This window comes from Accumulibacter sp. (assembly GCF_032229525.1).
Lineage (GTDB): Bacteria > Pseudomonadota > Gammaproteobacteria > Burkholderiales > Rhodocyclaceae > Accumulibacter.
In genome coordinates this window covers 4202-20882 of sequence record NZ_JAVTWB010000137.1, presented here as the reverse complement: position 1 = coordinate 20882, position 16681 = coordinate 4202, and the positions used below count along the sequence as shown (strand labels likewise).

Annotated in this window: 8 protein-coding genes and 1 pseudogene; 6 read left to right on the top strand and 3 right to left on the bottom strand. The window is 63.2% G+C overall.

Translation table 11 applies throughout. The features are described 5' to 3' along the window. Nucleotides 1-697 precede the first annotated feature (697 nt). The 3 genes from ppk2 to ppc all read left to right on the top strand — a co-directional run bounded on the left by ppk2 (nucleotide 698) and on the right by ppc (nucleotide 5619). On the top strand, nucleotides 698-1552 hold the full coding sequence (ppk2, locus tag RUW20_RS09915) for a polyphosphate kinase 2 (protein ID WP_313952077.1): 855 nt from the start codon (nucleotides 698-700) through the stop codon (nucleotides 1550-1552). 161 nt (nucleotides 1553-1713) lie between these two features. Beyond that, nucleotides 1714-2655 carry a pyridoxal-phosphate dependent enzyme gene (locus RUW20_RS09910; protein ID WP_313952039.1) on the top strand — a complete coding sequence of 314 codons (942 nt, stop codon included), beginning with the start codon at nucleotides 1714-1716 and terminating at the stop codon, nucleotides 2653-2655. Between the two features lie 201 nt (nucleotides 2656-2856). Beyond that, on the top strand, nucleotides 2857-5619 hold the full coding sequence (gene ppc / locus RUW20_RS09905) for a phosphoenolpyruvate carboxylase (RefSeq protein WP_313952038.1): 2763 nt from the start codon (nucleotides 2857-2859) through the stop codon (nucleotides 5617-5619). Nucleotides 5620-5747: 128 nt separating this feature from the next. Here the strand turns inward: ppc and RUW20_RS09900 are convergent, their stop codons facing one another. The 3 genes from RUW20_RS09900 to RUW20_RS09890 form a co-directional block, all read right to left on the bottom strand. Beyond that, complete coding sequence (locus RUW20_RS09900) at nucleotides 5748-9530, bottom strand: PAS domain S-box protein (RefSeq protein ID WP_313952037.1); 3783 nt, start codon at nucleotides 9528-9530, stop codon at nucleotides 5748-5750. A gap of 191 nt (nucleotides 9531-9721) precedes the next feature. Then, entirely contained in the window at nucleotides 9722-10861 is a 1140-nt protein-coding gene (locus tag RUW20_RS09895; protein WP_313952036.1) for an ABC transporter substrate-binding protein, read from the bottom strand. Between the two features lie 168 nt (nucleotides 10862-11029). Further along, the gene (locus RUW20_RS09890) at nucleotides 11030-13243 is read right to left on the bottom strand and encodes a putative bifunctional diguanylate cyclase/phosphodiesterase (protein WP_313952035.1); all 2214 of its coding nucleotides are present in this window, start codon (nucleotides 13241-13243) and stop codon (nucleotides 11030-11032) included. 338 nt (nucleotides 13244-13581) lie between these two features. On the opposite strand from RUW20_RS09890, the pseudogene RUW20_RS09885 reads away from it, so the two are divergent. The 3 genes and pseudogenes from RUW20_RS09885 to RUW20_RS09875 all read left to right on the top strand — a co-directional run. Next, nucleotides 13582-14142: pseudogene (locus RUW20_RS09885) on the top strand (phosphoenolpyruvate carboxylase); the annotation flags it as partial. A 220-nt stretch (nucleotides 14143-14362) separates the two neighbouring features. After that, entirely contained in the window at nucleotides 14363-15700 is a 1338-nt protein-coding gene (locus RUW20_RS09880) for an ArsB/NhaD family transporter (RefSeq protein ID WP_313952034.1), read from the top strand. A gap of 96 nt (nucleotides 15701-15796) precedes the next feature. Then, a complete protein-coding gene (locus RUW20_RS09875) occupies nucleotides 15797-16261 on the top strand; it encodes a CBS domain-containing protein (RefSeq protein ID WP_313952033.1) in 465 nt (154 codons plus the stop codon). Nucleotides 16262-16681 lie beyond the last annotated feature (420 nt).

Below are 16681 nucleotides of genomic sequence, written 5' to 3'. Positions count from 1 at the left end.
GCAGTCTTCCCGCAGCTATTGACAGCGGAGCGCTTTCCGGCGCACATGTCGTCATATGACAAACGACCCGCCACCGCTTTTCCCGCGACACAGAGCCTGTTGCACGTTTTGTGCGCAACACTGTTCATTTTTGCAGAGGAATGCATGATAATTGCCGGCCACCGCCATTCCGGCGCCAAGAGGAAACGAAGCATGCCGACAGTTCATGGCCGCATCGAGTTGTCCGCGCTCCCCGAGCATGTGGTCGCGACGGTGGCCCGAGTCCCTGCGTCCAGGTCGTTCACGGAACCGTGATCCGAGCGGGAAAGCCGCGTCGTAGCGGATGGCCTCGGCCGTCGCCGCCCCTACGGTTTTCCGCTGCAGCGTCACTGGCCAGGAAACAATACATCCTCATGAGCTGCGGCTCCCTGCCAGGACGCGCTTTCATCTCTTACCCGTTTCTAGCCACACCAAGGAGGCATCAATGAGTGAAGAAGTCAAAGCCGTGCCAGCAGAGGTCCTACCCCCGAGCGACCCCGCCAAAACGGAAAGCGTAACCGCGGCGCAACCCGCGCCTCCACAAACGACCCCGGCCAAAGCTACAACCAAGGCAGCACCCAAGACAGCTGCCAAACCGGCTGCAAAAGCCGAAGCAAAGGCCGACCAGCCGAGCAAGGCGGCGAAGAAAGAACCCGTAAAAGGCAAGGAGGGAAAAGCAGTGAAAGAGAAACCGGAAGCGCCCGAAGCCGGCACCCAGAAGAACAAAGAGAACGAAAGCGTTCTCAGCACGCGCAAGAAGCCGCTCAAGACGAAGGATTACGAAAAGGCCCTCGGCAAACTGCAGGTCGAACTCGTCAAGCTGCAGGAGTGGATCAAGTTCAAGAAACTGAAGGTGGTCGTGCTCTTCGAAGGGCGCGACGCTGCCGGCAAGGGCGGCACCATCAAACGCATCACCGAGAGCCTCAGCCCGCGGGTCACCCGGGTCGCCGCACTGCCGGCACCGACCGACCGCGAGACGGGCCAGTGGTATTTCCAGCGCTACGTTCAGCACCTTCCCGCCGGCGGCGAAATGGTGCTCTTCGATCGTAGCTGGTATAACCGCGCCGGCGTCGAACGGGTGATGGGTTTCTGTACCGACGAGGAATACCGCGAGTTTCTGCGCAGCTGCCCGGAGTTCGAGCGCATGCTCGTGCGCAGCGGCATCATCCTGATCAAGTACTGGTTCTCGGTCAGCAACGAGGAGCAGGAACGACGTTTCCAGAAACGGATTTTCCATCCCGAGAAGCACTGGAAACTGAGCCCGATGGATCTGCAGTCGCGCGCGCGCTGGGTCGAATACTCGAGGGCCAAGGACAACATGTTCGCGCACACCGACATCAAGCAGGCCCCCTGGTATGTGGTCGACGGCGACGACAAGAAGCGCGCCCGCCTGAACGTGATCACCCATCTGTTGAACATGGTCGACTACGAGGATCTGACGCCAGAGCCGATCGTCCTGCCGCCCCGGCAGGAAGAACGCGGCTATGTGCGTCCGCCGATGTCGGATCAGACCTTCATTCCCGAAGTGTATTGAGGAACTGAGCTACCGACTCACCGTCTTGCCGTCGCCCCCGGTTTGCAGAGTCGGCCGGCAAGACGGCAGGCGGTGAACAAACCCGGAGCGGCGACGGCAGACTCCAACTCCGCCGAATGCACGCCGTCGTTCCGGGAACTCCTCGCCAGACCACACCCATCGTGCCCCTTCACATTGCAACGCCGCTGATCGAGTCGCGAGCGCTGAGCACCGCGGCGCGCTGTTCGGCGTGGCTGAAGCTCGAAGCAGTGCAGCCGCCGGGATCGTTCAAGATTCGCGGCATCGGCGCCGCCTGCGAAGAGTACGAGCGGCGCGGCGCGCGCCGCTTCGTTTCTTCTTCCGGGGGCAATGCCGGCCTGGCGGTCGCCTATGCGGGCCGCTGTCTGTCGATTCCGGTCACCGTCGTGGTACCGGAAAGCACCTCCGCACGAGCCAGGGAACTGCTTCGACTGGAAGAAGCGGAAGTCATCGTTCATGGCGACTCCTGGCATGAGGCCAACGTCTTCGCCTTGTCGATCGTCGAGGAATCCGACGCCTTCCTCCATCCCTTCGACGATCCCTTGCTGTGGCATGGACATGCCAGCCTGATCGACGAGGTCGCGCGGTCGGCACTGGTGCCGGATGGTGTCGTTTTGTCGGTCGGCGGAGGCGGCCTGCTCTGCGGTGTTGTCGAAGGGCTGCGTCGAAACGGTCTCGCCCATGTCCCGGTGGTCGCGGTCGAAACCGAAGGCGCCGCGTCCTTCAACCGATCGCTGCACGCAGGTCAGCAGGTAGCACTCGAGCGCATCACCAGCGTCGCCACTTCGCTCGGTGCCAAACGCGTTTGCGACAGGGCGTTTTACTGGTCGAAGGAACATGACGTGCGCAGCGTCGTCGTCTCGGATCTCGCCGCGCTCGAGGCCTGCGAGCGCTTTCTCGCGGATCACCGGCTGCTCGTGGAGCCTGCCTGTGGCGCAAGCCTGGCCTTGGCATACGACACCTCGCCAGCGCTCGCCGGCCTGGGCCAGGTCTTGTTCATCGTCTGCGGCGGCGTAACGACCACCATCGATCAGATCCGCGAATGGTTGGTGAGTGCACGGCGCAGTCAGCACGGGACGCAATAGGCGACGCGCATTGCGCGCCGCATCCAGGACGTCGCACAGGCTGCGCTGGTCGCACACCCTGCACGTCCCCTGCGCCGCTTGCCGCAAAGCACTGCCGCGCAAGCGAGACAACAGGAATGGTTATAATCTTCGCTGTCCCCCGCGCCATCTGCGATCGCCGTCGGCGCCCTGCCTGACCCCTTCCCGCGAAAAGATCGAGACATGAGTTCTAGCCCTGCCCAACCCGACAAGGACCTCCCCCTGCGCGACGACATCCGGCTGCTTGGCCGCATTCTCGGCGACACCGTGCACCAGCAGGAGGGAAGCGACGTATTCGACGTCGTCGAGCGCATCCGCCAGAATTCGGTCCGTTTCGATCGCGAGCTGGACGAAGCTGCCCGCGCCGAGCTCGATGTCATGCTCACCGAGCTGCCGCGCGACACCATGCTCGCGGTCATCCGCTCGTTCACCTATTTCCTGCACCTGGCCAATATCGCCGAAGACGAACACCACGTCCGCCGCCGCCGCGCGCACGAGATGATCGGATCGCCACCGCGTGACGGCAGCCTGGCGCTTACCCTGAACCGGCTGCAGGCTGCCGGCATCAGCGCCGAAGCGCTGCGCGGCTGCCTCGAACACGCCCTGATCTCGCCGGTGCTGACCGCGCACCCGACCGAGGTCAGCCGCAAGAGCATCCTTTTCTGTCAGCACGAGATCAGGGGCCTGCTCGACGACCGTGACCGCCTGCGTCTGACGCCGGCCGAACTGGCGCAGAACGAAGTGGCGCTGCGCCGCGCCGTGCTCACCCTGTGGCGAACGCGCATGGTGCGCTCGACGCGCCTGGCGGTGATCGACGAGGTGAAGAACGGCATCAGCTATTTCGACGAGACGTTCTTCGTCGAACTGCCACGCCTCTACTGCCAATTCGAAGACCAGCTCGGCCAGGCATATCCCGACCAGGACTGGTCGCTGCCGAGCTTCTTCCGGGTCGGCTCGTGGATCGGCGGCGACCGCGACGGCAATCCCTTCGTCACCGCCGAGATCCTGCGTGAAACCGTGCGCCGGCAGTCGATCGCCGCCTTCGATTTCTACCTTGGCGAGATCCACGCACTCGGTCGCGAACTGCCGCTGTCGCATACCCTGGTGGACGTCTCCGACGCACTCGCAACTCTCGCCGAAGATTCGCCCGACCACGCGCCACAGCGCCTGGACGAACCCTACCGGAGGGCGCTGACCGGCATCTATGCACGGTTGGCAGCAACCTCCACGAATCTCGACCAGCACGAGTCGCCGGAGCATGCCGTCGGCGTCGCTGAAGCCTACGCCGTTCCCGCCGAGCTGGTCGCCGACCTGCGGGTGCTGGTCGATTCACTGACCGCCAATGGTGCCGAACTGGTGGCCGGTGGCCGCCTGCGCAACCTGGTCCGCGCCATCGGCGTTTTTGGTTTCCACCTGGCGCCGATCGATCTGCGCCAGAATTCCGAGGTGCATGCGCGTACGGTCGGCGAACTGCTGGCGCGGGCACAGCGTTGCGCTGCCTATGGTGAGCTCGACGAGGCGGCACGAATCGAGTTGCTGAGCGCCGAAATCGGCAACACAAGACCACTCTACTCGCCCTATCTCGAGTACTCGGCCGAAACCGTCGGCGAGCTGGCGATCTTCTTCGCCGCACGCGAACTGCGCCAGCGCTACGGTGACGCAGGCTTGCCGAACTGCATCATCTCGAAGACCGACGGCGTCTCCGACCTGCTCGAAGTCGCCCTGCTGCTCAAGGAAGCCGGGCTGCTCACGCCAGGCGAAGGGCCACAACTCGCAGTCAACATCATCCCCCTGTTCGAAACCATCGACGACCTGCAGCGCGCGCCCGAGGTCATGCGGCGACTGTTCGCGCTGCCCGCCTACCGCGCGCTGGTCGCCTCACGCCACGACGAACACGAGGTCATGCTTGGCTATTCGGACAGCAACAAGGACGGCGGCTTCCTGACTTCCGGTTGGGAGCTGTACAAGGCTGAAATCGGCTTGACGCAGGTATTTGCCGAACACGGCATTCGCCTGCGCCTCTTTCACGGCCGCGGCGGCAGCGTCGGCCGGGGCGGCGGACCGAGCTACGACGCGATCCTGGCCCAGCCACCAGGGGCGGTGGCCGGCCAGATCCGGATCACCGAGCAGGGCGAAGTGATCGCCTCCAAGTACGCCAACCCGGAAGTCGGCCGCCGCAACCTCGAAATCCTCGCCGCAGCGACCCTCGAAGAAACCCTGCTCGGCATCGACCGCGACGATCTGCCGACCGCCGATTTCCATCAGGCGATGGAAGAGCTATCGACGCTGGCCTTCCGCGCCTATCGCGAGCTGGTTTACGAGACGGACGGATTCACCCGCTACTTTCGCGAATCGACGCCGATCCTCGAAATCGCGACGCTCAACATCGGCAGCCGGCCGGCATCGCGCACGGCATCGGAACGGATCGAAGACCTGCGCGCGATTCCCTGGGTGTTCTCCTGGGCGCAATGCCGGCTGATGCTGCCCGGCTGGTACGGCTTCGGCAGCGCCGTCAAACGCTGGCGCGAGCAACAGCCCGGCGGCCTGGGACTGCTGCAGGAGATGCACCGGCACTGGCCGTTCTTCCGGACGCTGCTATCGAACATGGACATGGTGTTGGCCAAATCCGACCTCGCCATCGCCTCGCGTTACGCCGAACTGGTCAGCGATGCCGAACTGCGCACGAGCATCTTCGCGCGAATTCGTGAGGAATGGCACCTCACCCGCGACGCCCTGCTGGCGATCAACGGCCAGCATGAACTGCTCGCCGATAACCCGCTGCTGCAGCGCTCGATGCGCAACCGTTTTCCGTACATCGACCTGCTCAATCACCTGCAGGTCGAAACCCTGCACCGGCTGCGCGCCGGAGAAGACGACATCCGCCTGCAGCGGGGAAGCCTGATCACCATCAACGGCATCGCCGCCGGGCTGCGCAACAGCGGCTGACCTGACCGTGGCATCGCAGGCCATCGACACTCTCCCGCGCGAAGCTCAGCCCCGTGCAGCTCTGGCGGCAGGCATCGGCGCCGTTCGCCCTCGCCACAACAGCTCCACCGTTCGAGCAAGCAACCCGTTCAAGCATGCGTTGATGATGGCGGCGCAGCGGCGCTGCGCGGCAGTGTGAAGGTAAAGACGACGCCACCCCCGGGTGGGCTGTCGAGCTCGACCGTCCCGCCAAGCACGCCGGTCACCAGATTGTAGACAATGTGCAGCCCCAGACCACTGCCCCCCTGGCCCAGCCGGGTGGTAAAGAAGGGCTCGAAGACGCGCTTGGCGTGGTCTGGCGGAATACCTACCCCGTCATCGACATACTCCAGCCGGACGTGCGCGGGATCGACCGCGCGGGCGCGAATCCGAATGCATCCCGAGGCCACCCCTTGGAAGCCGTGGAGCAGGGAATTTTCTACCAGGTTGGCGATGACCTGCTCAAGCGGGCCAGGGTAGCTGTCCAGTTCCAGGTCGGGCGGGATGTCCAGCTCAATGCGATGGGCGGTCCGCTTGAACTGCGGTCGCAGCGCGATGACCAAACCCTCGACAGCTTCGTGCAGGTCGAAGCGCCGGCGGCGCACACTGGTCTGATCGACGGCAACCTGCTTGAAATTGGTGATCAAGTCGGCGGCGCGGGCGGTATTACGTTCCAGGAGATCGACCGCCTCTCGGCCCCGCTCCAGAAAAGTGCTCACCTGGGAGCGGCGAAGTGAGCCGCTTTGCGCAGCGACAGCGAAGCTGTTCAGCTCCTTGCCCAGTGCACTGGCAACCACGCGGGCGTTACCCAACGGCGTATTGAGCTCGTGGGCCACGCCGGCCACCAGGTGGCCGAGCGCCGCCAATTTTTCCGATTGCACCAATTTCTGCATCGCCTGACGCAGTTCGTCGGTGCGCTCGCTCACCAGTTCCTCGAGATGTTCCCGATGCTGCTGCAACTCCTCTTCCGCGTGCTTGCGTTCGGTAATGTCCGAACCAACGCTTAAGACTTCGACTCCCTTCCCGTGCTCGTCCAAGACCGCCTTGTTGGTCCAGGCAACCCAGACGCGCTCCCCGTCGCTACGCATGTTCTCGTTGACGTTGTAGGCGTAACTCTCCGGGTGCAGGCAAATATCGTCCATCAGCGTGCTTAGATCCGGACCCGTGCCGTCGTCTGATGGCACGATCGTTCCCACCACGTGGCGGCCAACAATTTGCTCCTGTGCATAGCCAAAGAACTTCAGACCAAATTCGTTAACGAAGGTAATCACGCCTTGTGGTGTCCAGCGCAGGATGATGCTGCTGGCGTTTTCGACCAGCTCTCGGTATTTGTGCTCACTCTCCCGGAGCGCCTTGTCAGCCTGTTCGCGTTCGCTCCGGAGGCGAAGCGTGGCGATACCAAAGGCGAGGTCACCGGCCAGTTCGCAAAGGAAACTGACCTCGTCGGGAGCAAATGCGTCGGGCACGGACGAGTAGATGGCCAGGGCCCCGAAGATGCGGTCGCCGGCCCTCAAGGGCAGCGCACATACGGCAGCATAAGCAAGCGCAGCCGCTTCGTCGCCGCGGGACCCGTGCCCTGAATCGTCGGAAGGATACCGAACGATACGGGGCTGTCCGCTACGAATGGCGCTGCCGACGGAAGCGCTGCCAGGCTCGTCGTCAGCGCGGCTGATGCTTGTCAATTGCAAGTAGCTGTCCTCGCATCCAGCATGGGCCACCGCCCGAACGCTTCGCGACTCGTCGTCCTCGGCGTAGGCCACCCACGCCATCCGGTAAGAACCCAAGCGCACGGCGATATCGCAGACTGCGGTCAGCAACTCGACTTCCTCGTCGATCCGAATCAAGGCCTGATTGCAGTCACTGAGCATGCGCAGTTGCCGGTTGCTGCGCTGGAGCGCCTCGTCTGCACGTTTGCGCTCGGTGATGTCCCTGCCGACGCCGACAACGGCGGTAATGTGACCGTCTTCGTCCACCACCGCCTTGTCGGCCCAGCCGAACCAGCGCCAACCCGCTTGTGTCAGCGCACGTTGCTCGTGGTAGTCGCGGTAGGGTGGCCGAAAAAGGTCGTCCATCGCCTTGGCCGTCGACTCCCGGTCGTCTTCATGAACCAGCGGCATGAAGGTCCTGCCCAGCAGTTCCTCTTCGCTCTTGCCGAAGGCCTGGCAATACGTCGGACTGACGAACAGGAAGCGGGATTCTGGATCGATCTTGACGATCAGGTCGGTCTGATGGTCAACCAGCAGGCGGTATTTCTCCTCGCTCAGGCGCACGGCTGCCTCGGCCCGCTTGCGCTCGGTAACGTCGAGGACGGCCCCAACCGTACGTACTGCGTGGCGCGCGGCGTCTTCGCCGGCAAAAAAGGTTCGCGAACGTCGGATCAACCAGTGGATCTCGCCATTCCGGATGATCCGATGCTCGACCTCGTATAGCCCATCACCGGCCGGGTCGTGGGCGCGGCGAAACGCAGCGCCGATGATCGCGCGATCGTCTGGATGCACGCTGGCGAGGAAGGCAGGCAAAGTCACCGGATCATTGGCGCCCAAACCGTGGAATTCCCGCAGTTCGGGCGACCAATAGATGACACCATTGACGTGGTCGTGATCGAGAATCCCCAGTTGGGCAACGCCGACGACCTGGCGCAAGCGCTCCTCGCTCTTCTCCAGCGCTTCCTCGGCCCGCTTGCGCTCGGTGTTATCCACCGCTACACCGGTCACCAGCCCCTGCTCACGGCCTTCCATCTGCGGCATGAAGTAGATGTCGAAAAAAATGTCGCCCACCCACGTGCTGAATTGCTGCGCCTGGCCGGCAATGGCGCGGCGAGCAGGCGCGCAGATCTCCGGATAGGCCCGGTAAAGCGTGAACAACGACTGGCCGACAGCTTCTCCCGCAGCCACCCCGATGCGTGCCAGGCCCTTGCCTTCACTGAGAGTGAAAATGCCTTGCGCGTCGATCTGGAAAATGACCAGCGGGGCGTTGCTGATCACCGACCGATAGCGCGCCTCGTTGCTTGCCAACTCCCGCTCGCGCTGGTGAATCGCCAGCGACATCCGTTCGAGGTCAGCCGCCAGATTGTCGAACTCCCGGATATTTGAAAGCGGCCACGGCTGATCGTAGTTGCCTTCGGTGATCGCATGCGCCTGATCCGCGTAGCGTCCGATGCGCCCGGCGAGACCGCGAGCCAGTGCCAAAGCGACGAAGAGGGTCAGCAACAAGGCCACCGCCGCGCCGACGGCCAACAGCCACAGAGTCGACCGAAACGGCCGGAAGGCCTTGGCCCGCGGCTGCGCAACGAGAACGACCCAGTCGACTTGGGGAACGCTGACCGGAGTACCCACAAAGGCCTCCCCGTCCACCTCGAAGCCGCGCGTCTCAAGGTGCCCGCGCAGGGCATCACGCACCATGGGCAGGTGGCCGAGACTGAGCTGCTGACCACTCAGACCCACTTGTGAATGGGCGACGATCTGTCCCTGGCGATCGAGAATCATCGTCAATATCCCCGACTCGGCGGGCAAGGTGCCGATGAATCGCGACAATTGGTTGAGCGCAATTTCGCCGACCAGCACTTGCCTGTCCACCGGGATCGCCAAGCTCACGGCCTGGTGGCCACTGACCGCGGAGAGAAAGGTATCCGACCACATCGCTTGATTCCGCTGGCGCGCCTCCAGCAGGGCTGCCGACCGGGAAAGGTCGAGCTTTAGCAGATCGCCACGCCGGCCGCGCTCCGCCTGTGGCAGGCCAACTGCCGAGACAAGGTCGTTGACGTCGGCAATGTAAATCGCTGCGAAAACGTCGCCCGTACCGGCGTGGGCGTCGAGCGGGCCGAACCAGTGCGCTGGCGGCTGATCGCCGCGCTCGCGCAGGTCCTCGGCAACGGCGCGCAGTTCGCGGCCCACGCCGAGCAGGTGGGCCTCGATTCGACCGGCGATCGAGTGCGCCAGCCCCTATCTCGGCTTTCGAGGTCAGCCTGCAGTTGCGGCAGAAGCACCAGCAGAATGAGCACTGCGACGACGGTCAGCGGCACCACTGCCACCAGAACGATTCGCTGCGCCAGCCAAAGCCGGAGCGCTCGCGCAGCAGGCATGGTTTACTCGACCATCACGAACTGGCCATCGCGCACGACAGTGATGGTGAGGCTTCGCGTCACGTCACCAAAGTCGTCGAAGACGATCGGCTCCTGGACTCCCTCGAAACGTCGCGCCGCGAGAACGGCGTCCTTGACACTCTGCCCCGCCAAGCGCTGGGCAAGGGCATCGAGCACCACGTTGGCGGCGTCAAAAGCGATGACGCCACCGAAGCCCGGTTCGCGATGAAAGCGATCGCGGTAGGCATGGGAGAAAGCCTGGTAGCCCGGCGCGCTACTGTTACGGTCGAAATTCTGCGCCACGATTACGCCCTCCACGGCCCTGCCTCCCAGTTCGATCAGCCGTTCCGTGGCTGCCCATTCAGAGGTGATGATTGGCACGCGACTATCCAGTTTGCGGAGTTGCTGGCAAAGCAATGCCGTATCCATCGAGTTGGCAACGATCAGCAGGCCGTCGGCTTGCGCTGCCAACAGTTCTTTCGCCAGAGGTAACAGAGCCAGATCTCCCGCCGACTCGAAGCCGACAAGCTTGACTATCTCGCCCCCGCCTTTGCCGTAGGCAGCGCGGAACCCGGCCAGCCAGCTTTCCGTATAGGACTTGTTGCGCAGATCATAGGCCACTGCCAGGCGTCGAGTCGTCTGCTGGCCGACGTGGTAGGACGCGAAGCGGCTTGCGTTGACCGGCGCCGCGGCATTGACTCGGAAAAAGTAGTCGTCGAGGCCGGAGAGATCGCTGGTCGAAGCGGTCGGACTCATCAGCAGAACCTTGGCCTCGCTGACGATGGGAACCACGGCGACGGCCATGGCGCTGGTCATCGGTCCGACGATGGCGAGCACGCCGGCAGCGATCAGTTCGCGTACGGCGCGCTGCGCCTCCTGCTCTTGCTGTTTGTCGTCTTTGACCAGCAGTCGTACCTGGCGCCCGGCGACGCCACCCGCCTGATTGCGAAGCTCAACTGCCAGCAGAACAGCGTCTCGCCCCGCGATACCGAGGTCGGAAACCCTGCCGGAGGTGCCACCGACAAAGCCGATGATGATCGGTTCCGGCGGTGCGCAACTCGCCAGCATCAACATACCGACGACGATCGTCGCAAGAGAGCGCAGGCTGGCTTGCACTCGTCCCACAAATCGTTCTCTGGTCACGGTTCGCTCCCCACGTTCACTACGCACCGCTACGCGGAAATCCACGGCGGGCGAACACGCGCGAAGAAGCAGATGCACTGACCACGCGCACAATCACGTCACCAACGGCCCAAGCTAGGTAACGGCCCTGACATAAAGAACCCTGGGGCTCGTTGCCTGCGCTGGCTTCTAGGCGCGCTGGCGCAGCCACGTCATGAGTTCTTCCGCGGGCATTGGACGCGCGTACAAATAGCCTTGCGCGGTGGTGCATCCCAGAGCGTGCAGGAAGGCTGCCTGTTCATCCGTTTCCACCCCTTCGGCCACCAGGGCGACGCCCAGCCTCTTGCCAAGACCGACAATGGTTTCTGCAAAGAGTCCGCCTTGACCGTCGTCGATTCTGCTAACGAACGAGCGGTCAATCTTCAAGCAGTCAAAGGGTAGCGCCTGCAATTGCCCCAGCGACGAGTACGAAGTACCGAAGTCGTCGATAGCGATCTGAATGCCCAGGCGCTTGAGTGCTTGCATGCTTTCCAGGACCACCTTGGGTTCGTCCATGGCGATGCTTTCGGTAATTTCCAGTTCCAACAGCGACGGTGGTACGCGATGGCTGGCGACGATATGTGCCACTTCGCCAACGAAGTCAGCTTTGCGAAACTGCGGCATGCTGACGTTGACCGCCATTCTGAGCTGCGCGAATCCCGCCGCCGCCAGCTCAACGTGCTGGGCACAAGCCTGGTCCAGCACCCAGGCACCAATCTGGACGATCAGGCCGGAGTATTCGGCAAGCGGGATGAAGACGTCCGGCCCATGGACGAAACCGCCGTCATCGTCGGGCCAGCGCACCAGGGCCTCGACGCCGCTGACCGTGCCACTGGCGAGCGAAATCTGTGGCTGATACCAGACCTGCAACTTGCGCAGCTCAAAGTCGCGACGCAGACTGCGAATGACCTCGAGCCGCCAGCGGGTGTTGTCTTCCATTTCCGCCAAATAGTACTCGTGGTACGTAGAGTGGCTGCGCTTCGCACGATTGAGGGCGATGTTGACCCGTTTGAGCAAGGCGACGCCGGAATCGGCGTCGCTCAACTGGCGACACAGGCCGACGGTGACGGTAACCGGGAGTTCATACTCCCGAACCGCGAACGGGACCAGGAACAAGGCGCGCAGCGCGCTGACGTTGACCGCGTGCTCGGGGCCGAGCACGCCGAAAACATCGGCACCAATGCGCGCCACTCGGCACCCCGGTTCCAGGGTGGCCTGCAGGCGCGTGGCCACTGCCCCCAGCAGCAGGTCGCCGGTATCCGGACCGAGGCCATCGTTGAGATCGGCGAAATGGTCGATGTCGACCAGGGCGACGACGGCGTCGGACGGCGCGCACCGGGCGCCATCGAGCTCGATGATGAATTGCTGACGGTTGGCCAGACCGGTCAGCGGATCGTGATAGGCTAGATGATGGAGGCGCTCGACCAGCCTGACATTGCGAAAGCAGGCGGCGATATTGGCCACGAAAATTTCCAGCAACGGGCGATCCAGGGTATTGAGTGCCTGCCCGGAGTCGAGGAAGATGGCCGCGTCCTGGTGGGGCGCCGCTTTGAGGTAAAGCACGGTGTAGTCAGGGCCAAAAACGTGTTGGCCACGGGTCACGCTGCTCATGATCGCCGAGACGATGCGTTCGTCGGGCAGCGTCTCCAGCGGCTGGGCGATATGGCGTGCATGCCGGCCAGCGGCGGCGACGACGAAGCAGCGCTCGCCCTCGCCGCCGAAGAGCCCGCCGCGCTGGGTGCAGACCACACCATCTACCGACAGTTTGAGCAGCGCAGCCAGTTGGGTGAGGATGCCTTCGGCGAGGCTGGTGACGGCGCGTTGTTCCATCAGATCGGCAGCGGCACCGACGATCAATTCGAGGCCTCGCCGGTGCTCCGCCAGCGAATGCAGCTGGTCGTAGGAGCGCAGGGCGGCGCTGACCATGGTAATCAGCCGGGTATGCGTCAGCTCGGCCTTGGTACGGTAGTCGTTGATGTCGTATTCGTGGATCACCGTCACTTCGGGCGCGTAGCCGGGTTGACCGGTGCGCAGGATGATTCGGCATTCGGACAGATCCATCTGGTCACGGATGAATCCCACCAGGTCCAGGCCGGCGCGCTCGGTTTCCATGACGACGTCCACCAGCGCCACCGCGACATCCTGATGCTTCCGCAACTGCTCCCGCGCCTGAAGTCCATCATGGGCGTGCAGCAGCTGCAGCGGCCGCCCGAGAACGTGCAGATCGTGCAAAACGAAGCGCGTGGTGCTGTGAACTTCAGGGTCGTCGTCAACGACCAGTAGCTTCCAGGGTAGCGGGGCCGTACCGGGGTGGCCTTCGGGCGGCTCAACGTCGTCTATCAGGGTGATCAACTCGTCGATCATTTCGGCTGTCCCAGGGCGGCGGTTCGCTTGCGCTGCAGCGTTGCGGGTGGAGGCACGGAAAAGCGGAAGGACAGCGCGCCCACAGCCAAGCTGCAAGTCCCCTTGTTGCATCAACCGCCGTCAAACGTGGCGCTGGACCCGCCAAAGCTCTGATTCCCCTGCACCGACCGGCCAGCTCAGCGCTGGCTGTCGAGCATTTTAGCAGAGCGTCGATTTCACTCTCAAGGAACTTCCGCGGCAGACATTCATTCCCCGGCGTCCACCCAACGAATCGCCTCGCTCATCGTTCGCAACTGGTCAATGGAGGTTATTCTCGCGGCGATTTGCCAAGGCAAATCATCGGCAGCCGGCCGGCATCGCGCACGGCATCGGAACGGATCGAAGACCTGCGCGCGATTCCCTGGGTGTTCTCCTGGGCGCAATGCCGGCTGATGCTGCCCGGCTGGTACGGCTTCGGCAGCGCCGTCAAACGCTGGCGCGAGCAACAGCCCGGCGGCCTGGGACTGCTGCAGGAGATGCACCGGCACTGGCCGTTCTTCCGGACGCTGCTATCGAACATGGACATGGTGTTGGCCAAATCCGACCTCGCCATCGCCTCGCGTTACGCCGAACTGGTCAGCGATGCCGAACTGCGCACGAGCATCTTCGCGCGAATTCGTGAGGAATGGCACCTCACCCGCGACGCCCTGCTGGCGATCAACGGCCAGCATGAACTGCTCGCCGATAACCCGCTGCTGCAGCGCTCGATGCGCAACCGTTTTCCGTACATCGACCTGCTCAATCACCTGCAGGTCGAAACCCTGCACCGGCTGCGCGCCGGAGAAGACGACATCCGCCTGCAGCGGGGAAGCCTGATCACCATCAACGGCATCGCCGCCGGGCTGCGCAACAGCGGCTGAAACGTACTGCGCGCCGGCGATGTGACGATGCCAGCGCGCTGTGGGCGTAGCCAGGATCTGGCGCCCAAACGCCGGAAGCCGCGTCCTCTTGTCGCCGCGATAGCGCGCCCCAACGAAACAAATTGCCGCCTCCAGACAGCCGTCAAGGTGCTGTTTACCTGACGGTATTAGTACCTGCTATCATTCTCGCCGCCTTCAGTGAGGTCCCTTGGGAGTGAGCATGGAAACGCTTGTCTGGAATACACCGATGCTGGTATCGGCCCTCATCCTCGCTACCACATTCGCGGGAATTTTTACCGAAGGCGTGCATCACATGCACCGCACCAAGGTCGGCATGGCAGGCGCCCTGGTCATGGTTTTGAGCGGACAGATTTTCGGCTTCTACGGGCCCGAGCAGGCGCTCCACGCCATCGACTGGAACGTCGTCTTTCTCCTCGGCTCGATGATGGTAATCATTGCCATCATGATCCCGACCGGCGGCTTCCAGGCCTTGGCCTTCTGGATCGCGCGCATCTCCGGAGGGCGCCAGTTTCCACTGATGGTGATGCTCGGAACCGCCGTGACGCTGCTGTCGCTAATCTTGGACAACGTCACGACGGTAGTCATCTTTGGGCCACTGATCATCCTGATCTGCCAGGTGCTCAAGATTTCTCCGATCCCATACCTGCTGGCAGCAGCCCTGCTGAGTGACACCGGTGGTGTCGCCACCCTGGTCGGCGACCCCCCCAACCTGATGATCGGCTCGGCAGCCAACATCGACTTCAACACCTTCTTTCTGCGCATGGGCGGGGTAGTGTTCGGCGCCTGGTTGGCGACGATCATCGCCCTGCGCTTCCTGTTCCGGAAGGAACTGGCGGTCAAGCCGGCCGACGTCAAGTTCGCCGAAGACATCAAGCTGGACGACCCCAAGACCTGGCGGCTGGCGTTGATCGTGCTCGGGCTGATGGTGGTGCTGTTCGTCTTCCACCGCCAGCTTCACTGGGAGGCCTGGGTGGTGGGGACGGTGGGTATGGTGACGCTGTTTCTGGTGGGCCGCCATCTGCAACTCGATCCTTACCTGGAAAAAGTCGAATATTCCCTGCTGCTGTTCTTCATGTCGCTGTTCGTGATGGTCGGTGGTGTGGAGCACAGTCATTTCCTTGAGTACATCGGCCAGCACATCGTGCCTTTCGTGCGCGACGATCTGCTGCTCGCCAGCTTGACACTGCTCTGGGGTTCCGCCCTGCTCTCGGCCGCCATCGACAACATCCCGTTCACCGCGGCGATGATCCCCATACTGCTGAGTATGGAAACACAGGGACTGAACGTCACGCCGCTGTGGTGGTGTCTGGCCATGGGCGTCGGCATGGGTGGAAACGGTACGCACATCGGCTCTACCGCCAACGTCTTCATCGTCACGCTCTCGGAGCGCCTGGCGCAGAAGGAGCGCGATCCGTCCCTGGCCATCACCCCAGGCCTGTGGTTCCGCAAGGGAACACCGGCGATGCTGGCGACGCTGTTGGTCTGCACCGTGCTGCTGGTGGTGTTTTTTGGTTTCTTCTCGGCCCCGATCCACTGAAGTGATACGCTGATCGATGCTCGCTTCGCTTTTCCGATCGGATCGCCACCCGGTTTCCACCATGAAGGGGGTCAAGCCATGCTCTGTCGCCATGCGATGATAACCAACGTCATCTCGGCGGGTCCGCAGCAAACCGTCGGAGACGCTCTGGAGCTTTTCACCAAGCACCGTATCCGCGCGATTCCCATCGTCGACGGGGAAGGTCGCCTGGTTGGGCGGTTTGCTCTCAAAGGCATTCTCTCCAGGCTGTTGCCTGCGGCACTGACCGTCGATCACCATGACCTCATGGACATCAGATTGCGCCTCGACTACCTGCTGAATGCCACGCCAGACGTGGCCAGGCATTTGCGCGACCTGCTGCCGGTGAAGATCGCCGAGCTGATGGACAGCGAGGTCCACGTAGTGCATCTGGATACACCGCTGTGGGAAGGCATCCGGCTCCTGGTCCAGCACGGCAGCCCGATTCCCGTCGTCGAAGAACAAAGCCACAAGCTGCTCGGCCTGGTGTCGATCCAGGCCGCGACGGGACGGCTGATGGAACTGGTGGGCGAGCTGGACTGATTCCCGGGCCCGAAAAGGCCCTGTCGGTTCCATGAAACTGCTGGCGGCCGTGCTGTTGGCCGGTCTTTTACCTGTCTTTGCAAAACCGCGACGGCACTTAACCTCGCAGTGGCGATAATGTCGGCCTGATCCCGAGGAACACCGTTCATGTTTGAGCTACGCTCTTACCCGACCAACCACGGTCGCGCCAAACACCGCCGGCCAGACGGCTCGCGGTGCCACCCCACCCTAGACGCCAGGGAGGCGGCTCTCGTCGCGCCACTCCGGACGAGCTGAATTCCGATGCCCGCAACCACTCCGACGTGCATACGCCTGCTGGTGCCATGCAGCGTGCTCGCACCCTTCGGCTGCGCCGCCGTCGGAGCCGACTATCGTGCGTAACGCGATCAAGGAAGTCGAGCAGGCGCTGGTCCGGCGCGA

Excerpts from the sequence above, each read along its gene's own strand:
- ppc (WP_313952038.1), top strand. The coding sequence starts at position 2,857 with ATGAGTTCTAGCCCTGCCCAACCCGACAAGGACCTCCCCCTGCGCGAC.
- RUW20_RS09890 (WP_313952035.1), bottom strand. The coding sequence starts at position 13,243 with ATGATCGACGAGTTGATCACCCTGATAGACGACGTTGAGCCGCCCGAA.
- RUW20_RS09880 (WP_313952034.1), top strand. The coding sequence starts at position 14,363 with ATGGAAACGCTTGTCTGGAATACACCGATGCTGGTATCGGCCCTCATC.
- RUW20_RS09875 (WP_313952033.1), top strand. The coding sequence starts at position 15,797 with ATGATAACCAACGTCATCTCGGCGGGTCCGCAGCAAACCGTCGGAGAC.